Origin of the sequence: Streptomyces koelreuteriae (assembly GCF_018604545.1) — a bacterium.
Lineage (GTDB): Bacteria > Actinomycetota > Actinomycetes > Streptomycetales > Streptomycetaceae > Streptomyces > Streptomyces koelreuteriae.
The window spans coordinates 6418576-6439398 of record NZ_CP075896.1; the positions used below are offsets into that span (position 1 = coordinate 6418576).

The 20823-nt window shown below is 69.5% G+C and carries 15 protein-coding genes and 1 tRNA gene; 6 read left to right on the plus strand and 10 right to left on the minus strand.

Features of this window, described 5'->3' with window-relative positions; all coding sequences use genetic code 11:
* The first annotated feature begins 59 nt into the window (after window positions 1-59).
* The 3 genes from pepN to KJK29_RS28910 all read left to right on the plus strand — a co-directional run bounded on the left by pepN (window position 60) and on the right by KJK29_RS28910 (window position 5544).
* The gene (gene pepN / locus KJK29_RS28900; RefSeq protein WP_215122108.1) at window positions 60-2552 is read left to right on the plus strand and encodes an aminopeptidase N; all 2493 of its coding nucleotides are present in this window, start codon (window positions 60-62) and stop codon (window positions 2550-2552) included.
* Window positions 2553-2704: 152 nt separating this feature from the next.
* On the plus strand, window positions 2705-4108 hold the full coding sequence (locus KJK29_RS28905) for a pyridoxal phosphate-dependent decarboxylase family protein (protein ID WP_215122109.1): 1404 nt from the start codon (window positions 2705-2707) through the stop codon (window positions 4106-4108).
* Window positions 4105-5544, plus strand: a complete 1440-nt coding sequence (locus KJK29_RS28910; RefSeq protein ID WP_215122110.1) for a lysine N(6)-hydroxylase/L-ornithine N(5)-oxygenase family protein — start codon at window positions 4105-4107, stop codon at window positions 5542-5544. The genes KJK29_RS28905 and KJK29_RS28910 overlap by 4 nt, the downstream gene beginning before the upstream one ends.
* A 21-nt stretch (window positions 5545-5565) precedes the next feature.
* Here KJK29_RS28910 and KJK29_RS28915 read toward each other — a convergent pair whose 3' ends face one another.
* Window positions 5566-7374, minus strand: coding sequence for a bifunctional metallophosphatase/5'-nucleotidase (locus KJK29_RS28915; protein WP_215122111.1), 1809 nt, complete (start codon window positions 7372-7374; stop codon window positions 5566-5568).
* Between the two features lie 163 nt (window positions 7375-7537).
* Between KJK29_RS28915 and KJK29_RS28920 the strand changes: the two genes are divergently transcribed.
* Both KJK29_RS28920 and pyk read left to right on the plus strand, forming a co-directional pair.
* Entirely contained in the window at window positions 7538-8254 is a 717-nt protein-coding gene (locus KJK29_RS28920) for an SIMPL domain-containing protein (protein ID WP_215122112.1), read from the plus strand.
* Window positions 8255-8435: 181 nt separating this feature from the next.
* A complete protein-coding gene (gene pyk, locus KJK29_RS28925) occupies window positions 8436-9857 on the plus strand; it encodes a pyruvate kinase (RefSeq protein ID WP_215122113.1) in 1422 nt (473 codons plus the stop codon).
* Window positions 9858-9860: 3 nt separating this feature from the next.
* Here the strand turns inward: pyk and KJK29_RS28930 are convergent, their stop codons facing one another.
* Window positions 9861-10640, minus strand: a complete 780-nt coding sequence (locus tag KJK29_RS28930; protein ID WP_215122114.1) for a helix-turn-helix domain-containing protein — start codon at window positions 10638-10640, stop codon at window positions 9861-9863.
* Window positions 10641-10729: 89 nt separating this feature from the next.
* Window positions 10730-10813, minus strand: a tRNA-Leu gene (locus tag KJK29_RS28935).
* Window positions 10814-10914: 101 nt separating this feature from the next.
* Between KJK29_RS28935 and KJK29_RS28940 the strand changes: the two genes are divergently transcribed.
* Window positions 10915-11571: an ANTAR domain-containing response regulator gene (locus KJK29_RS28940; protein ID WP_215122115.1), complete on the plus strand. Its 657-nt coding sequence runs from the start codon at window positions 10915-10917 to the stop codon at window positions 11569-11571.
* Window positions 11572-11640: 69 nt separating this feature from the next.
* Here the strand turns inward: KJK29_RS28940 and KJK29_RS28945 are convergent, their stop codons facing one another.
* The 7 genes from KJK29_RS28945 to KJK29_RS28975 form a co-directional block, all read right to left on the minus strand.
* Window positions 11641-12357, minus strand: a complete 717-nt coding sequence (locus KJK29_RS28945; protein WP_215122116.1) for an ABC transporter ATP-binding protein — start codon at window positions 12355-12357, stop codon at window positions 11641-11643.
* Complete coding sequence (locus KJK29_RS28950; RefSeq protein ID WP_215122117.1) at window positions 12354-13220, minus strand: ABC transporter ATP-binding protein; 867 nt, start codon at window positions 13218-13220, stop codon at window positions 12354-12356. Before KJK29_RS28950 ends, KJK29_RS28945 begins: the two co-directional genes overlap by 4 nt.
* 5 nt (window positions 13221-13225) lie before the next feature.
* Entirely contained in the window at window positions 13226-15037 is a 1812-nt protein-coding gene (locus tag KJK29_RS28955) for a branched-chain amino acid ABC transporter permease (protein WP_215122118.1), read from the minus strand.
* A gap of 4 nt (window positions 15038-15041) precedes the next feature.
* Window positions 15042-15971 (minus strand): branched-chain amino acid ABC transporter permease, encoded by a 930-nt coding sequence (locus KJK29_RS28960; protein ID WP_215122119.1) that lies wholly within the window; start codon window positions 15969-15971, stop codon window positions 15042-15044.
* Window positions 15972-16108: 137 nt separating this feature from the next.
* A complete protein-coding gene (locus tag KJK29_RS28965; protein WP_215124504.1) occupies window positions 16109-17338 on the minus strand; it encodes a branched-chain amino acid ABC transporter substrate-binding protein in 1230 nt (409 codons plus the stop codon).
* 589 nt (window positions 17339-17927) lie between these two features.
* Complete coding sequence (locus KJK29_RS28970; RefSeq protein WP_215122120.1) at window positions 17928-18416, minus strand: PaaI family thioesterase; 489 nt, start codon at window positions 18414-18416, stop codon at window positions 17928-17930.
* A 57-nt stretch (window positions 18417-18473) separates the two neighbouring features.
* On the minus strand, window positions 18474-20753 hold the full coding sequence (locus KJK29_RS28975) for an FdhF/YdeP family oxidoreductase (protein ID WP_215122121.1): 2280 nt from the start codon (window positions 20751-20753) through the stop codon (window positions 18474-18476).
* Window positions 20754-20823 lie beyond the last annotated feature (70 nt).

A 20823-nucleotide genomic window follows, 5' to 3' on the forward strand; every position in this document is an offset into this window, starting at 1 on the left:
TTGGGCACGTACCGATCCGCCTCTGTGCCTTGCCAGTGCGATCAGGCAGCATGTCACGCATGTCCGTACTGACGCGCGACGAAGCGCAGACCCGAGCAGAGCTCCTCGACGTGCACCGCTACACGATCGAACTCGACCTGACCACCGGCGACGAGACCTTCGACTCCCGCACCCTGATCAGGTTCAGCGCCCGCGCCGACGGAGACACCTTCGTCGAGGTCAGGCCGGACGAGCTGCGCTCCGTCACCCTCGACGGACACCCCCTGGACCCCGAAGCCCTGGACGACAACCGGCTGCCCCTGAAGGACCTCACCGCCGGCGAGCACGAACTGCGCGTGCACGCGGCCATGCGCTACTCCCGCACCGGCGAGGGCATGCACCGCTTCACCGACCCCACCGACGGCGAGACATACGTCTACACCCAGCTCTTCCTCGACGACGTCCAGCGCGTCTTCGCCGCCTTCGACCAGCCCGACCTCAAGTCCGTCTTCGAGCTGTCCGTCCGGGCCCCCGAGGGCTGGACCGTCCTCGCCAACGGCATCACCGAACAGACCGACGGCGTATGGAAGGCGGCACCCACACCGCTGATCTCCACCTACCTCGTCGCCGTCGCCGCCGGCCCCTGGCACTCCGTACGCACCGAGCACGGCGGCCTGCCCTTCGGCCTGCACTGCCGCCGCTCCCTCGCCCCCTACCTGGACGCCGACGCCGACGAACTCTTCGACGTCACGCGCGCGTGCTACGACCGCTACCACGAGAAGTTCGACGAGCCCTACCCCTTCGACTCCTACGACCAGGCCTTCGTCCCCGAGTTCAACGCGGGCGCCATGGAGAACCCCGGCCTCGTCACCTTCCGCGACGAGTTCGTCTACCGCTCCGCCGTCACCGACACCGAGCGGCAGACCCGCGCCATGGTCATCGCCCACGAGATGGCCCACATGTGGTTCGGCGACCTCGTCACCCTCAAGTGGTGGGACGACATCTGGCTGAACGAGTCCTTCGCCGAGTACATGGGCTACCAGACCCTCACCGAGGCGACTCGCTTCACGGACACCTGGACCGACTTCGCCGTCGCCCGCAAGTCCTGGGGCTACGACGCCGACCAGCGCCCCTCCACCCACCCCGTCGCCCCCGAGGCCGTCGACGACACCGCCTCCGCGCTGCTCAACTTCGACGGCATCTCCTACGCCAAGGGCGCCAGCGCCCTGCGCCAGCTCGTCGCCTGGCTCGGCGAGAAGGACTTCCTCGCCGGCATCAACACCCACTTCGCCCGGCACAAGTTCGCCAACGCCACCCTCGCCGACTTCATCGACTCCCTCGCCGGCGCCACCGAACGCGACGTCCACGCCTGGGCCGACGCCTGGCTGCGCACCACCGGCGTCGACACCCTCACCCCCCAGGTCGTCCCCGGCGAGAACGGCACCTGCGCCCTCACCGTCGACCACGCCGGCAGCCGCCCCCACCACATCGCCGTCGGCCTGTACGACCGGGACCTCGGCGACGACGGCGGGCACCTCGCCCTGCGCGAACGCCTCCAGCTGGACCTGCCGCGCGACGACGCCCACCCCCTCGGCAAGCGCCCGGCCCTGCTCCTCCTCAACGACGGCGACCTCACCTACGCCAAGGTCCGCTTCGACCCCGAGTCCTTCGAGACCATCCGCAAGGAACTGTCCGGCCTGCCCGAACCGCTCACCCGCGCGGTCGTCTGGAACGCCCTGCGCGACGCCGTCCGCGACGGCGAACTGGCCCCCGCCGCCTACCTGGAGACCGCCCGGGCCCATCTCCCCCTCGAGACGGACCTCGCCGTCGTCCAGGGAGTGCTCGCCTTCGCGTCCACCTACATCACCGACCACTACCTCACCCCCGAGGAGCGCCCCGCCGCGCTCGCCACCCTCTCCGACCTGTGCCGCGACCTCATCCGCCGCACCGAGGACGGCGACAACCCCGGCCTGCGCCTGATCGCCGTACGCCACCGCATCGACGTCGCGGCCCACCCCGACACCATCGCCGCCTGGCTCGCCGACGGCACCGTCCCCGGCGGCCCGGAGCTCGACCCCGAGCTGCGCTGGCGCGTCCTCGCCCGGCTCGCCGTCCTCGGCGCCACCGACGAGGCCGCCATCGCCGCCGAGCTGGAACGCGACCCCAGCGCCACCGGCCGGGAGGGCGCCGCCCACTGCCGGGCCGCGCTGCCCGACCCGGAGGCCAAGGCCCGCGCCTGGCAGGCGATGTTCGGCTCCGACGAGCTGTCCAACTACCTCTTCACCGCCACCGCCGCGGGCTTCTGGCAGCCCGAACAGGCCGACCTGGTCCGCGAGTACGTGCCGCGCTACTACGCCGACGCGGTGGCCGTCGCCGAGCGCCGCGGCCCCGCCATCGCCACGGCCGTCGGCCGCTCGGCCTTCCCCGCCCACGCCGTCGACGCGGAGAACCTGCGCCTGGGCGAGGATTCCCTGCGCGACGCCGAACCGATCCCGGCACTGCACCGCAAGCTCGTCGACCAACTGGACGATCTGGCACGGGCGTTGAGGGTGCGGCAGGGACCGCGGCCGTAGGGCCCCGGGCGCCGGGCACCTCCCCGGCGCCCGACTCCTCCCAGGGCTGAGACGACCGGACCCCAACAGGTTCTCCCCGTCGGGAAGTACCTCCACCCGGGTCCGGTCGTTGGGCTTCACGGGCGCGTCGCCCCGCTCCCCGGAGGACGCCCATGAGCACGCCGCACCTCGCCTCAGGTCCCGAAGGCCCACGCGCCCTGCGGCCGTTGCTCGACACCGTGCTCGAAGCGCTGGACACCGGCGCCCGGGCGCGCGGCGGGCCCCTCCCACCGGGCGGACCGGAGGCGGTCGCGGCCCGCGTGCGCGAGACGGCGGGAGAGATCCTCCCCGACCAGGGCGACCCACACGCCCTGCGCACCCTGGTCCACCTCTTCGCCGAAGGCGCCGCCGACCCCGCACACCCCCTGTGCGCCGCCCACCTCCACTGCCCACCCCTGGCCGTCGCCACCGCCGCCGACCTCGCCGCCTCCGCCCTCAACCCCTCCCTCGACTCCTGGGACCAGGCCCCGGCGGCATCGGAACTGGAGACACTGGTGACGGGGGCCCTGGCCAGGGAGATCTACGGCTGCCAAGAAGGGTCCGACACCCCCGACTCCCTCGTCACCACCGGCGGCACCGAGTCCAACCAACTCGCCCTCCTCCTCGCCCGGGAGGCGTACGGCGGGCACGTACGGCTGGTGTGCGGGGCCAACGCCCACCACTCGCTCACCCGGGCCGCCTGGCTGCTCGGACTGCCCGCACCCGTCGTCGTGCCCGCCCCCGCCGGGACCCTCGACCCCGCCGCGCTCGACAAGACCCTCACCCGCCTGCCCGGCCCGCTGCTCGTCGCCGCCACCGCCGGCACCACCGACGCCGGCCTCATCGACCCGCTGCCCGAGATCGCCGGCCACTGCGCGGCCCACGGCGCCCGGCTGCACATCGACGCCGCCTACGGCGGAGGCCTCCTGTTCAGCACCCGGCACCGCACCGCGCTCACCGGACTCGACGCCGCCGACACCGTCACCCTCGACCTGCACAAACTCGGCTGGCAGCCCATCGCCGCAGGCCTCCTCGCCGTCAAGAACCCCCGCGACCTCACCGCCCTGCGACAGCGCGCCGACTACCTCAACGCCGCCGACGACACCGAGGCCGGCCTCCCGGACCTGCTCGGCCGCTCCCTGCGCACCACCCGCCGCCCCGACGTCCTCAAGCTCGCCGTCACCCTCAAAACCCTCGGCCGAAGCGGCCTCGGCACCCTCGTCGACCAGGTCTGCGCCCGGGCCCGCGAGTTCGCCGCCCTCGTCCGGGACCACCCCGGCTTCGAACTCCAGGCCCCGCCCGTCATCAGCACGGTGCTGTTCCGCCCCGCGGACGCCACGGACACCACGGTGGCCGCCGTACGCCGCGCGCTCCTCACCGACGGCCGTGCCGTCCTCGGCCGGACCCGTCTCGACGGCCGGCTCTGGCTCAAGGCCACCCTCCTCAACCCCGCCACCGGGCCCGACGACCTGGCCGCCCTGCTGCACCTCGTGGCAGCGCGCCGAGCCACCCTCGTGGAAGGACACACCCCCCGATGAACCCCGCACCCACCCCCGACCCCACCCCGACGCCCCACCCGTACCACCAGCCCGACGCACCCCGCGACCTGGTCGGCATCGGCATCGGCCCCGCCAACCTCTCCCTCGCCGCCCTCGCCCACCCGCTCGGCGACCTCGACACCGTCTTCTACGACCAGCGCCCCGCCTTCGGCTGGCACTCCGGCCTGCTCATCGAGGGCGCCACCATCCAGGTCCCCTTCCTCGCCGACCTGGTGTCCCTCGCCGACCCCACCAGCCCCTGGACCTTCCTCAACTACCTCAGGTCCCGCGAGCGGCTCTTCCCCTTCTACTTCGCCGAGCGCTTCCACATCCAGCGCGCCGAGTACGACGCCTACTGCCGCTGGGTCGGCGAGAGCCTCCCGGACCTCCACTTCGGCCACCAGGTCGACGCCGTCCGCTGGAACCCCGAACGCGACGTCTTCGAGGTCGACTTCACCCAGCTCGACGCCGACGGAGAAGCCGAGGCCCTCGGCCGCACCTACACCCGCAACGTCGTCCTCGGCATCGGCACCGAGCCCTACGTCCCCGAACCCCTCAAGCCCCTCGCCCAGGCACCCGGCGTCCCCGTCGTGCACGCCGCCGACTACCTCGACCACCGCGCCACCCTGCTCGCCGCCGAGCACGTCACGGTCGTCGGCATCGGACAGTCCGGCGCCGAGATCTTCCTCGACCTGCTGCGCAACAGACCGGCGGGCCAGGAGAGACTCCACTGGCTGGGCCGCACCGAGGCCTTCGCACCCATGGAGTACTCCAAGCTCGGCCTGGAGCACTTCACCCCCGACCACACCCGCTACTTCCACGCCCTGCCCGAATCCGCCCGCGACCGGCTCGTCACCGACCAGTGGCAGCTCCACAAGGGCATCGACACCGCCACCGTCGCCGCCATCCACGACGAGCTCTACCGCCGCACCCTGCACGGCGGCTGGCCCGACGCCGTCCTCACCCCCGGCGTCCACGTCCGCACCGCGGGCCGCGTCGCGACGACCAAGGTGGAACTGCACCTGGAGCACAGCACGCAGGACAGCCGCTCCCGCCTCACCACCGACGCCGTCGTCCTCGCCACCGGCTACCGCGAACGCCCCCTCGACCGCGTCCTCGCCGGCCTCGACCCCTACCTGCGCCGCGACAGCAGTGAACGCCCGCGCATCGACGAGGAGTACCGCCTCGTCCTCGACCCCTCCGTCACCGGCACGGCCTACGTCCAGAACGCCGAGACCCACACCCACGGCGTCGGCGCCCCGGACCTCGGCCTCGCCGCCTGGCGCAGCGCGATCATCCTCAACTCCCTGACGGGCAGGGAGGCCTACGCCCTCCCGCGCCGCACCGCCTTCACCACCTTCGGCCTCACCCAGCGACAGCAGGTCCCGCCGGCCCGTCAGGCACCGGCGCTGACCCCGCTGGTGGACCGAAGGTGATGACAACCCGAGGACCGGGCTCTAGAAGACGGGCGTGCCGTTCCGCGTGAGCTTCCAGTCCACCGCCGCGAACTCGGCCGGATCGACGGACCCCTTCGCCTTCACCCAGGCGATCATGGTGTTGCGGATCTCGTCCGAGTTCGACCACAGCAGCTGCGAGGCCGCGACATGCGGGAAGTTCCCGCCGCCGTTGGCCCGGTAGTTGTTCACCGCGAACACGAACTTCGCATCGTCCGCGAGCGGCTGCCCACCGAACGTCACATTCGTCACCCGCGAACCCGCCGGCTTCGCGATGTCGATCTCATACGCCAGACCGCTCACCACGTCGTAGTTGTAGTCCGGCGTGCCGTTCGCGTTCGTCAGCTTCGCCGGATCCACCTGCGCGCCCGGCGCCGTCTGCACGAAATAGTTCGCCGAGAACTCCAGATACGCCTTCATCTGCGCACCCGTCATCAGACGCGCCTCCAGCGTGTTCTCGAAGACGTACAGACCCGCCACGTCCCGGATCGTCACCTCGCCCGCCGGGATCCGGGCACTGCGCGAGAAGCACGCCGCCTGCGACAGCACCGGCAGCGAGGCGTGCTCCGTACCCGCCAGCGCCTGCTTCACCGTGTCCGCCTGGATGTGGTTGATCAGATCGATGATCGGCACGTCCTTGTACGGCGCTTCGGCCGACGTCATCTCCGCCGCGTTCGTGCCGATGACCTGGTTGACGTACGCCACGACCTTCTCGTGCTCGTCCGACAGCAGCCGGACGATCTTCCGGTCCTCCTCCACCGCGTTGGAGTTCAGGACCTTCGCGCCCACCTTCTCGACCTTCCAGCAGCCCTTCGCCCAGACCAGCTCGAAGTCGAACAGCGTCAGCCGCTGCCCCCACTTCAGCGGCTCGGACAGCACGACCTGCTTGCCGGTCTTCTTGTTGGTGACGAAGTACTCGGCGATCTCCGTGTGCGCGTGCCCGACCAGGATCGCGTCGATCCCCGGCACCTGCTCCGCCACCAGACCCGCCGCGTTCTCGATGTACGGCAGCTGATCACCGTAGGACGACGTCCCCGACGAACCACTGTGCGCCGACACGATGACGACGTCCGCGCCCATCGACCGCAGCTTCGGCACCCACTTCGCCGCCTGCTCCTCCAGACCCGGGAACGTCATCTTGCCCTGCACGTTCGCCTTGTCCCAGATCGCGATCCCCGGGTTGGTCAGCCCCAGCACCGCCACCTTCACATCCCGCCCGAACGGCGTGCGCAGCCGGTGCATGCTGTACGGCGCGAACGCCGGCCGCAGCGTCTTCGCGTCCAGCGCGTTCGCGCCCAGCAACGGGAAACGACACTGCTGCTCGAACTTCCGCAGCACCGGAATGCCGTAGTTGAACTCGTGGTTGCCGAGCGCCGCCGCGTCGTAGTCCATGGCGTTCATGGCCTGCGCCATCGGGTGCACCGGGCCGCCCTTGGCGGTGATCGGGTCGACCTTGGCGTAGTAGTACGACAGTTGCGTGCCCTGGATGGTGTCGCCCGCGTCGATGAGCAGCGTGTTGCGGCGGCCCTTCTCCTCGCGGATCCGGTTCACCAGGGTGGAGATCTTCGCCAGACCGATGTCGTTGTGGTCCTTGTCGTCGAACTCCTTGTCCGTGAAGTAGTCCCAGTTGAAGACGTTGCCGTGCAGGTCCGTCGTCCCCATCACGGTGAAGGAGTACCGCTTCGCGCCCCGCTTGCCCTCGCCCCGCGCCTCGGCCGCCTGCGCACCCGGCGCCGAGACCGCACCGGCCAGCGCCACCCCCGCCCCGGTCACGGCGGACTTCTCCAGGAACTTCCGGCGGTTCAACGGCATGTCTGGCTCCCCTTGCGGAATCTGTGAACGACGCGCGTAGATAACGCGCGTAGATTCTGACCCGCTCATGACCGGCCGCAACAGCCCCGGCAGGTTGCGATCTGATGACTCAGTCGGCCAACTCCACGCCTCCCGCCAGCCACAACATGACAGAGTGGGGCGTATGACCGCGCCCACAGGAGATGCCTCCCAGCCCGCCGTCCCCTACGGAACACCCGACGCTCCCCGCATCGCCGTCCGAGGCGAGGCCCGCCTCGAAGTCGACCCGGAGATCGCCCGCATCGGCATCACCGTCGCCGCCCGCGGCCGCGACCGCCGCTCCGCCCTCGACGACCTCACCCGCCGCAACACCGGCGTCCTCGACCTGGTCAAGTCCTACGGCGACGCCGTCGAACGCCTGGAGACCGGCGCCTTCTCCATCACGCCCGAACTCACCAAGCACGGACGGGGCGAACGCATCCGCACCTACCACGGCCGCGTCCATGTCACCGCCGAACTCACCGACTTCACCGCCCTCGGCGAACTCACCACCCGCCTCGCCGACCTCGAACTCACCCGCGTCGACGGCCCCTGGTGGGCCCTGCGCCCCGACTCACCCGCCCACCGTGAGGCCAGGAAGAAGGCCGTACGGGAAGCCGTCCAACGCGCCCGCGAGTACGCCGAGGCCCTCGACACCAGCCTCTCCGCCCTGGTCGAACTCGCCGACATCGGCGCGGAGAACACCCCGCCGGCCTACCCCCAGGCCCCCGGCCGCATGCGCTCCGCCGCCTACGCCGGCGCCGAGGACACCGCCGCCGCCCCTCTCGACCTCGAACCCCAGCGCCAGCGCGTCCACGCCCAGATCAACGCCCGCTTCACGATGGTGCCGCCGCGCCTGTAGCCGGAATTCCGGCTGCATTTCGAAAACGCGACCGAGGGATTCCCGTCGCTGCGATTTCCGGCGCTCATCGGAGCACCCCGCCGCACAATTCAACACTTGGCCAGAGCGCTTCATTCAAAGTCTGTCGAGTAGTCACTCGCGACCAATTCTCTACCGGCCGGTAACTCATAGGCTCACCCTTATGCGCCGAGCAAAGATCGTCTGCACACTGGGCCCCGCCACCGACTCCTACGACCAGATCAAAGACCTGGTCGACGCCGGAATGGACGTCGCCCGATTCAACCTCAGCCACGGCGACCACGCCGAGCACGAGGAGCGCTACCACCGGGTGCGCAAGGCCGCCGACGAGACCGGCCGCAGCGTCGGCGTCCTCGCCGACCTTCAAGGCCCGAAAATCCGGCTCGGCCGCTTCACCGAAGGCCCTGTACTCCTTGAACGCGGCGACACCTTCACCATCACCGTCGAAGAAGGCGTCGAAGGCGACGGCCACATCTGCGGCACCACCTACGCCGGCCTCGCCGCCGACGTCACCCCCGGCGAACGCATCCTCGTCGACGACGGCAAGGTCTGCCTCGAAGTCACCGGGATCGACGGCCCCCGCGTCCACACGAAGGTCCTCGAAGGGGGCGTGATCTCCGACCACAAGGGCCTCAACCTCCCCGGCGTCGCCGTCTCCGTCCCCGCCCTCTCCAAAAAGGACGAGGACGACCTCCGCTGGGCCCTGCGCACCGGCGCCGACGTCATCGCCCTCTCCTTCGTCCGCACCGGCCGCGACATCCAGGACGTCCACCGCATCATGGACGAGGAAGGCCGCCGCCTCCCCGTCATCGCCAAAGTCGAAAAACCCCAGGCCGTCGAGAACATCGAAGAAATCGTCGCCGCGTTCGACGGCATCATGGTCGCGCGCGGAGACCTCGGCGTCGAAATGCCACTGGAACAGGTTCCGATCGTCCAGAAGCGTGCGATCAAACTGGCCAAGCGCAACGCCAAACCCGTCATCGTCGCCACCCAGATGCTCGACTCGATGATCGACAACGCCCGCCCGACCCGTGCCGAGGCCTCCGACGTCGCCAACGCCGTCATCGACGGCACCGACGCGGTGATGCTGTCCGGCGAGACGAGCGTCGGCAAGCACCCCGTCGAAACGGTCGCCACCATGGCCCGCATCGTCGAAGCGGCGGAAGAGGACATCCTGGCCAAGGGCCTCCCGCCCCTCACCGAACGCAACAAACCCCGCACCCAGGGCGGAGCGGTGGCCCGAGCGGCGGCGGAGATGGGCGACTTCCTCGGCGCGAAGTTCCTGGTCGCCTTCACCCAGTCCGGCGACACCGCCCGCCGCCTCTCCCGCTACCGCTCCCCGATCCCCCTCCTCGCCTTCACCCCCGACCAGGCCACCCGCTCCCAGCTCAGCCTCACCTGGGGCGTGGAAACCTTCCTCGGCCCCTGCGTCGACTCCACCGACGCGATGGTCGACCAGGTCGACGAACTCCTCCTCACATACGGCCGCTGCCGCCCCGGCGACACGGTGGTCATCACGGCAGGCTCCCCTCCCGGCGTCTCCGGCTCCACCAACCTGGTCCGCGTCCACCACATCGCCGAGTAACCCTCAGTACTTGGCCCCGACGTGGGCGTCCATGAGGGCTACGGAGGCTTTGCGGGCGACGGAGATGTTGTACGGGTTGCCGTGGCGGGTGCAGTGGGTCCACTCGATGCCGAGCTTGTCCAGGGTGTCGGTGCAGAGCCGTCGGATGTCCTCGGAGACGTTGGTGAAGAAGTACCGGGGATACTCGTAGCGCTTGCGCTCGCCGGCGACCATGCGGGTCGTCCAGTTGGTGACGCGGCAGCCGTCGGAGTGGATGAGGCCACGGACGAATTCCCAGGGGTGGGCGTCGACGACTTCCTGCTGCCAGGGTTCAAGGACGATCCGGCGCTCATGCTTCTTGCCGGGGCCGTGCTGAGGGAACATGCAGGTCCAGTGCTTCGTGTACGACTTCACCTCGACACAGCCGGGCTTGTGGCGCTGCTTGACGCTGGGCAATGCCATCACCTTGCGCATGGCGTCTTCGGCGGCGGAGATCAGGCCGGTCTGCATGGCATTGCAGAAGACGGACAGGTGATGCTGCTTGCGCTTCGAGATGATGTGGCCGTCGCCGAGGTAGAGCCCGAGCAGGTAGGAGTACGCGACCTGGTCGAACCCGCGGCCTGTGCACCGGGGGCAGTCGGTCGGTTGCTCGTAGGTCTCGCCGCGCGCTCTGCGGTCTTCGCTGCGCCACCAGCCGACAGTGCCTCGCGGGACGTTCAGGCGCTCCGCGACGGTGCGGTTCGGTACGCCCTGGCGCATCAGTGCGACGGCTTGAGCTCGAATCGAAGGGCTGTGCTGCTCCATGGGGGTAACTCTGCGCCACTGATCGTGACTGCGTGCAGCAAAAAGCGGAGGACCACGCGAACGTGATCCTCCGCTTACTGATCTTGTTGTGCCCGGTGTGGGATTCGAACCCACATGCCCAAAGGGCACGGCATTTTGAGTGCCGCGAGTCTGACCAGTTCCTCCAACCGGGCAGGTCTGGGGACCGACCAGCAGTGTACCGGTTCACCGTGCGCCCTTGCTGCTAGGTACGCTCTTGGGAGCAGACCGGCCTGCCCCGTACCAAGGAGCCCACGTGAGCGCCCCCGAGTCGCCCCAGCCTGTTGACGTGCCCGATGACGACAAGTCGCACGTGCCTCCGCTGACGACCCGTGTCGTCATCGCCGAGGACGAGGCCCTGATCCGGCTCGATCTCAAAGAGATGCTGGAGGAGGAGGGGTACACCGTCGTCGGCGAGGCCGGGGACGGGGAGCAGGCCGTGGAGCTGGCCCGCGAGCACCGGCCCGACCTCGTGATTCTCGACGTGAAGATGCCGAAGCTGGACGGCATCTCCGCGGCCGAGAAGATCGCCGAGGAGAGCATCGCGCCGGTGCTGATGCTGACCGCCTTCTCGCAGCGCGACCTCGTGGAGCGCGCCCGGGACGCCGGTGCCATGGCCTACCTGGTGAAGCCGTTCAGCAAGACCGACGTCGTACCGGCGATCGAGATGGCCGTCTCGCGCTTCACGGAGCTGAAGGAGCTGGAGAAGGAGGTCGCGGACCTCACTCTGCGGCTGGAGACGCGCAAGCTGGTGGACCGGGCGAAGTCGGTCCTGCAGACGGAGTACGGGCTGAGCGAGCCGGCCGCGTTCCGGTGGATCCAGAAGACGTCGATGGACCGGCGGATGTCGATGCAGCAGGTCGCGGAGGCGGTCATTCAGGACGCCGACGAGAAGAAGGCCAACAAGGGCTGATCCCCCCCCGCACGCCACACGAGACCCGCACCCCACCCGGGGAGCGGGCCTCGTCGCGTGATCGGTCCGTCAGTCCTCGCCGAGGTAGGCCTTGCGGACGGACTCGTCGTGGAGCAGGTCCTGCCCCGTGCCGGAGAGGACGATGTTGCCGACCTCCATGACATGGCCGTGGTCGGCCAGGGAGAGCGCCGCCTGGGCGTTCTGCTCGACGAGGAGGATCGTCGTGCCCTGGGACTTGAGCTCGGAGATCGTCGCCATGATCTTCTGCATCATGATCGGGGAGAGGCCCATGGAGGGCTCGTCGAGCATGAGCAGTTTCGGCTGGGACATCAGGGCGCGGCCCATGGCGAGCATCTGCTGCTCACCGCCCGACAGGGTTCCCGCCGCCTGCTTGCGGCGTTCGCCCAGGATGGGGAAGAGGTCGTAGGCGCGCTGGATGTCCTTTTCGATGCCTTCCTTGTCCTTGCGGAGGAACGCTCCGAGCTGGAGGTTCTCCGCGATGGTGAGGCGCGGGAAGATGTGCCGGCCTTCGGGGGAGTGGGCGAGGCCGAGGGCGACGATCTTGTGGGCGGGGACCCCGCTCAACGGCTTGCCGTCGAAGAGGACCTTCCCGGACGTCGGCCGCAGCAGGCCCGACAGCGTGCGCAGTGTGGTCGTCTTGCCGGCGCCGTTGGTGCCGATGAGGGTGACGACCTGGCCGGCCTCGACGCTGAAGGAGATGCCTTTGACGGCTTCGATCTTGCCGTAGGAGACCCGGAGGTCCTCGACCTCGAGGAGTGCGGTCACTTGGCTTCTCCCTTGGTGCTGCTGGTGGTGCTGGGCGCCGCCTCCGCGGCGGCTTCGGCGGCCTCGACCTCCGCGACTTCGGCCTCACCGGGGTCGCCTTCGAAGGGTTCGCCCAGGTAGGCGGCGATGACGCGTTCGTCGGCCTGGACGACCTCGGAGGTGCCCTCGACGAGCTTTTCGCCCTGGACGAGGACGGCGACGCGGTCGCTGAGGTTGAAGACGAAGCGCATGTCGTGCTCGATGAGGAGGACGGCGATGCCCTTGTCGCGGATGGCGAAGACCAGTTCCTCGGTCGCCCGGGTCTCCTGGGGGTTCATGCCGGCGGTCGGCTCGTCGAGCAGGAGCAGGCCGGGCTCGCTCGCCATCGCCCGCGCGATTTCGAGCTTGCGCTGTTCGCCGTAGGGGAGGTTGCGCGCCAGGTGGTCCCGCTTGTGGGCGAGGCCGATGAACTCGAGGAGTTCCATGGCTCGTTCCTCGCTGGCGCGTTCGGCCTTCTTGAAGCCGGGGCCGCGCAGCAGGGCGGACCACAGGCCCTCCTTGGTCCGCGTGTGGCGGCCGACGAGGACGTTCTCCAGGACCGTCATGTTGGAGAACAGACGGATGTTCTGGAAGGTGCGGGCGATGCCGGCCTGGGTGACCAGGTGGGGCTTGGGCGGCAGGACCGTGCCCTTGTAGGAGACGGTGCCTTCCGTGGGGACGTAGAGGCCGGTCAGGCAGTTGAAGAAGGTGGTCTTGCCGGCGCCGTTGGGGCCGATGAGTCCGACGATCTCGCCGGCGTTGACCGTGAAGTCGACGGAGCGGACGGCGGTGAGGCCGCCGAAGCGCATCGTGACATCGCGTGCTTCGAGTACAGGTGTCGTCATGATTCTTACGCCCCCGCCTTGGTGACGGCCGGTTCGTCGGTCAGCGTGGTCTGTTTCGGTACGTCGAGTTGGCCGGTCTCGTGGAATTCGAGCTGGCGTCGGCGGTTGGCGATGATGCCTTCGGGGCGGAAGCGCATCAGCAGGATGAGCGCGACACCGAAGGCGAGCAGCGACTTGTCCTGGAGGAAGACCAGCTTCTCGGGCAGCAGGTAGAGCAGGGCCGCGCCGAGGAGGGGGCCGGCGACGGTGCCCATGCCGCCGAGGACGACCGCGGCCAGGAGGAACGCGGAGTTGGGCGGGGTGGAGCCGGCGAACTGGTACGGCGTGGGGACCACGCTGTAGGTGACGTGGGCGCTGACGGTTCCGGCGAGGCCGGCGAGGGCGGCGCCGAGGGCGAAGGCGACGAGCTTGACGCGGAAGCCGTTGATGCCCATGGCGGTGGCGGCGGTCTCGTCCTCGCGGATGGCGATCCAGGAGCGGCCGATGCGGGAGTCCGCGGCGCGCGTGTAGACCAGGACCACGATGGCCATGATCAGCACCATCAGCAGGTAGTAGTTGGCGAAGCGGCCGAGGGTGAATCCGCCGATGTCGTGCGCCTGGCCGAAGTTGAACCCGAAGAGGTTCAGGTCCGGGATGGCCGGGATGCCGTTGGGCCCGTTGGTGACGTCGGGTCCGGAGTCGCCGTCCATGTTGTTGACGGCGATGCGGAAGATCTCACCGAAGCCCAGCGTCACGATGGCGAGGTAGTCGCCGCGCAGGCGCAGGGTCGGGGCGCCGATGAGGACGCCGAAGACCAGGGAGGCGGCGGCGCCGGCCAGGGCGGAGGCCCAGAACGGCAGGTGGACGCCGGAGATGGTGGAGAACTCGGAACCGGAGACGAGGGCGGCGGTGTAGGCGCCGACGCCGAGGAAGGCGACGTATCCGAGGTCGAGGAGGCCGGCGAGGCCGACGACGATGTTCAGGCCGAGGGCGACCGTCCCGAAGATCAGGATGTTGACGCCGATGTTGGCGTAGTGGTCGTCGGTCTGGGTGAAGGGGAAGGCGATGGCCGCGGCGAAGCCCATGGCGAGGGTGAAGCTGCGGTTGCCGGCGACCAGGTGGGAGAACCGGTCCATGAGGCCGGCGGTGTGCACGGCCCACATGGCGAAGGTGACCACGAAGAGGTAGCCGATGAACAGTTCGCCGTATTCGGTGTCGATGCCGTAGGTGAAGACACCGAGGCCGATGATCGTGACGACCGTGATGACGGCCCGCTGGACCCAGGGCGCGGTGGCCTGGGGGGCGGGGATGTGGTCGGGCTTGGCGATGTAGGCCTTGAGGGCCGCCTTGGTGCCGTCGGTGCCGTTGCGCTCCTGGGGGAGGGCGAAGGCGCCGAGGACGGGCAGGAGGGAGGCGATGGCCGCGATCCAGCCGCCGGGTTCGAGGTTGACGACGCCGCCGAGTTTGGCGCTGATGGCGATGACGGTGAACCAGGTGACGGCGAAGCCGCCGAGGGCGGTGAGGACGAGCGGTGCGTTGTTACGGGCGGGCAGCAGCCAGCCGAGTCCGCGGATGCCGTAGGAGGCGAGGGCGAACAGGGCGGTGAGGATGCCGGCGGTGAAGGTGAGCCATTGCAGGCCGCCGGGGTAGCCGTTGATGGTGAGCTTGCCGGGGAACTCGGCGGTCCAGGTCCAGGCGAGGTACGCGGAGGCGGTGGTGGCGATGCCGCCGGCGAGGATCAGCGCGCGGGCGGCCGCTGCGGGCAGCGGGACGAGGCCGCGCGGTGCGGGCTGGGCGGGGACGGCGTCCGGGGCGGGGGTCTTGGTCGTCTCGGTCATGTCGTCACGCCCTGTCCGCGACGCGCTCGCCGAGCAGGCCCTGTGGCCTGAAGAGGAGCACGAGGATGAGGAGGCCGAAGGCCCAGACGTTGGCCCAGCTCTGACCGCCGAGCTGCTGCATGCCCGGGATCTCGTCGATGTAGGCCGAGGCGAGTGTCTCGGCGATGCCGAGGACGACGCCGCCGAGCATGGCGCCGTAGATGTTGCCGATGCCGCCGAGGACGGCCGCGGTGAAGGCCTTGAGGCCCATCAGGAAGCCCATGCGGTAGTCGACGTTGCCGTACTTGAGTCCGTAGGCGACGGCGGCGACGGCGGCGAAGAAACCGCCGATGGCGAAGGCGATGACGATGATGCGGTTGGTGTCGATGCCCATGAGCTGCGCGGTGTCGGGGTCCTGCGCGGTGGCCTGCATGGCGCGGCCGGTACGGCTGCGGCGCACGAAGATCGCGAGGGCGGCCATGCAGACGACGGCGGCCAGGATCAGGAAGATGTCGGCGTCCTTGATGGTGATGGAGCCGATGTCGTGGGTGGCGTCGAGCCCGGGGAAGGCGCGGGCGCGGTCGGCGCCGGGGTAGAAGTTGCGGACGACTTCCTGCAGGGCCAGGGAGAGGCCGATGGCGGTGATGAGCGGTGCCAGGCGTGGTGCTCCGCGCAGTGGCCGGTAGGCGAACCGTTCCGCTCCGACGGCGATGAGGATGGCCACGAGGGCGCCGCCGAGGAGCATCAGCGGTACGGCGAGGGCCATCGAGGTGCCGTCGGGCAGGATGTAGAAGTAGACCGTGAGGGCGCCGAAGGCCCCGGTCATGAAGATCTCGCCGTGCGCGAAGTTGATGAGCTGGACGATGCCGTACACCATCGTGTAGCCGATGGCGATCAGCCCGTACATCGAGCCGAGAAGCAGCCCGTTGGCCAGCTGCTGCGGCAGGGTGTTCACCGCATGGCCTCCATGTCGCTGGTGGTCGTGTGCACTGGATGTGTGCGTGGTCGTGTGCTGTGGGGGGTGTGGAAACGGGCCGCGCGGTCGGGGTCTTCCTTCCGCGCGGCCCGTGGTGCGGCGTTGTGGCGGGCCGACTACTTCAGGTCGGCGGTGCCGGTCTCCACGTCCTTCCAGGCACCCTTCTCGACCTGGTAGACCGTCAGCTGCTTGTTGGTGGTGTCGCCGTACTCGTCGAAGGAGATCTTGCCGGTGAGGCCTTCGAAGTCGGACTTCTGGACACCGTCGACGACCTTGGAGCGCAGGTCGTTGATGTCGGTGGGCACCTTGCCGCCGTTGGCGTCGGCCGCGGCCTTGACGGCCTTGATGATGGCGGTGGTGGCGTCGTAGGCGTAGGCACCGTAGGCGCCGTAGTCGCCCTTGTAACCCTTGTCCTTGTACGTCTGGATGAACTGCTTGGCGGCGGGCAGGGTGTCGGCGGGGACGCCGATGGCGGTCGCGAGGTCGCCCTCGGAGGACTTGCCGGCGGCCTCGATGTAGGTGGAGGCGAACATGCCGTCGCCGCCGAACAGCGGGATCTTGGCGCCGGTGTCCTTGAGCTGCTTGGTGATCAGCGCGGACTCGTCGTACTGGCCGCCGTAGTAGACCAGGTCGGCACCGGAGTTCTTGATCTTCGTGGCGAGCGAACCGAAGTCCTTGTCACCGGTGTTGACGTGGTCGGTGGCGACGACCTTGCCGCCCATCTTCTTGTACTGCTCCGCGAAGATCTTCGCGAGGCCGGCGCCGTAGGTCTGCTTGTCGTCGACGACGAAGGCCTTCTTCTTCTTGAGGCCGTTGTACGCGTAGCCGGCGGCGAAGCTGCCCTGCAGTTCGTCGGTGGTGGCGGTGCGGAAGTACGTCTTGTAGGGACGCTTCTTGTCCGTCTGCCAGTTCTTGCCCTGGGTCAGCTCGGGGTTGGTGTTGGCCGGGGAGATCTGGACCATGTTGGCCGAGGCGAACACCTGCTGCATCGTCTGGGCGACGCCGGAGTTCAGGGGGCCGACGGCGCCGACGGCGGTCTTGTCGCCGACGATGCTGGTGGCGTTGGACTGGCCGGTGGCGGGCTGCGCCTTGTCGTCCAGGGCCTTGAGCTTGAACTTCACGCCCGGGACCCAGTTGTTCTTGTTGGCGTCGTCGACGGCTATCTGGGCGCCGTACTGGATGCCGAGGCCGGTGGTGGAGTTCTCACCGGACAGGGGGGCGTCGACGCCGATGGTCAGCGTGGTGCCGCCGCCACTGTCTCCGCCCTTGTCGCCGCTGTCGTCTCGGGACCCGCAGGCGGTGAGAGTCAGAGCTCCGGTCGTCAGAACGGAGGTAAGAATCACCAAGGAACGCTGTCGCACGATCAGTCCTTTCACAGGCAGGCCCGCCCTTGGTCGGGGGGTAGTGCCGCGCTGGTACCGAACTCCCGATGGAGCGGTGACTGGCCGTGACTCTAAGCCCGGTGTGGAGGCAGGGTCAGCGGCGTGGGACGGCTTGTGACTTTCTTGTTATGACGCGGTGGATGCCCGGCTTCTCCGGCGGACCCTCTCGGCGGGTTTGGCAGCTTTTCTCCGAAGTCCGCATTCTGAGAACCCGCACTTCCGGTTGGCCATGGCCGAGATCGTGCGGTCGGCGGGGCGCAGGTGACGGGGGCGGGGCGGGAAAGGTTCCGGGGGCGGGCGCGGCCGAAGAGGAAGCCGCGGTGCTGTATTGCGCGCGCGTTACGGAGCGTTACGCCGGGAAAGGGGCGGCCCCTGTCCAGGGGGAGTTCCGAACAATTGGAAACAGTTAATTCCACCGTGCTGCCGCGGTGAACCGGAACCCGCCTGTTTCGGCGGGGGAGTTGGCGGGTCCGGTTTTGTGTCTACGCGCGTACGCCGCCGCGTGGGTGTTCCCTCGCGGCGGCGTCGAGTCGGGCTGTGTGGTGCGGCCGGGTCAGCGGGCGGAGCGGATCAGTTCCTCGTCGCCCGGGTTCACATCGCGCAGCATGCAGGTGAGCCGGGCGGTACACACCCTTTTGTCGCTTTCGTCCGTGATGACGATTTCATAGGTGGCGGTCGAGCGCCCCCGGTGCACGGGCGTGGCCACGCCGGTGACGAGGCCGGAGCGTGCCCCGCGGTGGTGGGTGCAGTTCAGGTCGACGCCCACGGCGATCTTGGAGCTGCCGCCGTGCAGCATGGACCCGACCGAGCCGAGGGTCTCGGCCAGCACCGCGGAGGCCCCGCCGTGCAGCAGTCCGTAGGGCTGGGTGTTGCCCTCCACCGGCATCGTCCCGACGACCCGGTCCGCGGACGCCTCGAGGATCTGGACGCCCATCCGGGTCCCGAGGTGGCCCGCGGAGAACAGGGCCAGGAGGTCCACGCCGAGCGCGGCGTACTCGTCGATGACCTCTTGCGGGAACTTCACATGCTGCTGCTCACCCATGGGGCCGGGCTCCGTTCGTCCTGGTCACTACGGCTACCTCTGTGACTGAGCAAACGCTCAGTCGGTCGCCGATTGTTCCAGACGCACCACGACGGACTTGCTGGCCGGGGTGTTGCTGGTGTCCGCGGTGGCGTCCAGCGGCACCAGCACATTGGTCTCCGGGTAGTACGCGGCGGCGCAGCCCCGGGCCGTCGGATAGTGCACGACCCGGAAGCCCGGAGCGCGGCGCTCCACGCCGTCCTTCCACTCGCTGACCAGGTCGACGTAGGAGCCGTCCGCCAGCTTCAGCGTCCGCGCGTCCTCGGGGTTGACCAGCACCACCCGGCGGCCGTTCTTGATGCCCCGGTAGCGGTCGTCGAGGCCGTAGATCGTGGTGTTGTACTGGTCGTGCGAGCGCAGCGTCTGGAGCAGCAGGCGGCCCTCGGGCAGCTCCGGGAACTCCACGGGCGCGGCGGTGAAGTTGGCCTTGCCGGTGGCGGTGGGGAAGCGGCGCTCGTCACGCGGGGCGTGGGGGAGGGCGAAGCCACCTGGGTGCGCCACGCGCGCGTTGAAGTCCTCGAAGCCGGGGACCACGCGGGCGATCCGGTCCCGGATCGTCGCGTAGTCCTTCTCGAACTCCTCCCAGGGCGTGGGGCTGTTCTCGCCCAGCACACCGCGGGCCAGCCGGCAGACGATCGCCGGCTCCGACAGCAGGTGCGTGCTCGCGGGCTCCAGCCGGCCCCGGGAGGCGTGCACCATGCCCATCGAGTCCTCGACCGTCACGAACTGCTCGCCGCCGCCCTGGAGATCGCGCTCGGTACGGCCGAGCGTCGGCAGGATCAGGGCACGCGCGCCCGTGATCACATGCGAGCGGTTCAGCTTCGTCGACACGTGCACGGTCAGCCGGGCCCTCCGCATCGCCGCCTCGGTGACCTCCGTGTCGGGCGACGCCGAGACGAAGTTGCCGCCCATGGCGAAGAAGACCTTCGCCTCGCCGTCGCGCAGGGCGCGGATGGCCCGTACGACGTCGTAGCCGTGCTCGCGCGGCGGGGCGAAGCCGAACTCCTTCTCCAGGGCGTCCAGGAACGCGGGGGCGGGGCGCTCGAAGATGCCCATCGTGCGGTCGCCCTGCACGTTCGAATGGCCGCGCACCGGGCAGACGCCCGCGCCCGGGCGGCCGATGTTGCCGCGCAGGAGGAGGAAGTTGACCACTTCCCTGATGGTGGGGACCGAGTGCTTGTGCTGGGTGAGGCCCATCGCCCAGCACACGATGGTGCGTTCGGAGGCGAGGACCATGCGCAGGGCGTCCTCGATCTCCCCTCGGGTCAGCCCGGTGGCCGCGAGCGTCTCATCCCAGTCGGCGGCGCGGGCGGCCTCGGCGAACTCCTCGTAGCCGTGCGTGTGTTCACCGATGAACGCCTCGTCGACCGCGCCCTCGGTGTCGAGGATCAGCTTGTTGAGGAGACGGAAGAGGGCCTGGTCGCCGCCGATGCGGATCTGCAGGAACAGGTCGGTGAGCGAGGCGCCCTTGAGCATGCCCTGCGGGGTCTGCGGGTTCTTGAAACGCTCCAGGCCCGCCTCGGGCAGCGGGTTGACGCTGATGATCTTCGCGCCGCCCGCCTTGGCGTTCTCCAGGGCGGACAGCATGCGCGGGTGGTTCGTCCCCGGGTTCTGGCCCGCGACGATGATCAGGTCGGCCTGGTGCAGGTCCTCCAGCAGGACGCTGCCCTTGCCGATGCCGATCGTCTCCGACAGGGCCGAGCCGGACGACTCGTGGCACATGTTCGAGCAGTCGGGGAGGTTGTTCGTGCCGAGCTCGCGGGCGAAGAGCTGGTACAGGAACGCGGCCTCGTTGCTGGTGCGTCCCGAGGTGTAGAAGACGGCCTCGTCCGGGGAGGCGAGGGCGGTGACCTCCTCGGCGATGATGCCGAAGGCGCGCTCCCAGGTGACCGGCTCGTAGTGCGTGCCCCCCTCGGGGAGATACATGGGGTGGGTGAGGCGGCCCTGCTGTCCCAGCCAGTAGCCGCTGCGGCCGGCGAGATCGGCGACCGGGTGCGCGGCGAAGAACTCGGGCGTGACCCGGCGCAGCGTGGCCTCCTCGGCGACCGCCTTCGCGCCGTTCTCACAGAACTCCGCCTTGTGCCGGTGCTCCGGCTCGGGCCAGGCGCAGCCCGGGCAGTCGAAGCCGTCCTTCTGGTTCACGCTCAGCAGCGTCAGCGCGGTGCGCTTCACGCCCATCTGCTGCTGGGCCATGCGCAGGGTGTGCCCGATCGCGGGGAGGCCCGCTGCCGCGTGCTTCGGCCCGGTGACCTGCGGCGCGTCCTGAACCGGATCACTCTTGGGCGGCTTCGTGGCCATCGCACGCTCCCCTTCCACTGCGCTGTGAGCTACCTCTCCGATCCTCGCACGCGGCGGTGACAACACGTGC

What these genes read in the sequence shown, in the direction of transcription:
- KJK29_RS28910 (WP_215122110.1), top strand. Translation starts at nt 4,105, where the DNA reads ATGAACCCCGCACCCACCCCCGACCCCACCCCGACGCCCCACCCGTAC.
- KJK29_RS28930 (WP_215122114.1), bottom strand. Translation starts at nt 10,640, where the DNA reads ATGGAGCAGCACAGCCCTTCGATTCGAGCTCAAGCCGTCGCACTGATG.
- KJK29_RS28955 (WP_215122118.1), bottom strand. Translation starts at nt 15,037, where the DNA reads ATGACCGAGACGACCAAGACCCCCGCCCCGGACGCCGTCCCCGCCCAG.
- KJK29_RS28950 (WP_215122117.1), bottom strand. Translation starts at nt 13,220, where the DNA reads ATGACGACACCTGTACTCGAAGCACGCGATGTCACGATGCGCTTCGGC.
- KJK29_RS28975 (WP_215122121.1), bottom strand. Translation starts at nt 20,753, where the DNA reads ATGGCCACGAAGCCGCCCAAGAGTGATCCGGTTCAGGACGCGCCGCAG.
- KJK29_RS28920 (WP_215122112.1), top strand. Translation starts at nt 7,538, where the DNA reads ATGACCGCGCCCACAGGAGATGCCTCCCAGCCCGCCGTCCCCTACGGA.
- KJK29_RS28970 (WP_215122120.1), bottom strand. Translation starts at nt 18,416, where the DNA reads ATGGGTGAGCAGCAGCATGTGAAGTTCCCGCAAGAGGTCATCGACGAG.
- pyk (WP_215122113.1), top strand. Translation starts at nt 8,436, where the DNA reads ATGCGCCGAGCAAAGATCGTCTGCACACTGGGCCCCGCCACCGACTCC.
- pepN (WP_215122108.1), top strand. Translation starts at nt 60, where the DNA reads ATGTCCGTACTGACGCGCGACGAAGCGCAGACCCGAGCAGAGCTCCTC.
- KJK29_RS28915 (WP_215122111.1), bottom strand. Translation starts at nt 7,374, where the DNA reads ATGCCGTTGAACCGCCGGAAGTTCCTGGAGAAGTCCGCCGTGACCGGG.
- KJK29_RS28905 (WP_215122109.1), top strand. Translation starts at nt 2,705, where the DNA reads ATGAGCACGCCGCACCTCGCCTCAGGTCCCGAAGGCCCACGCGCCCTG.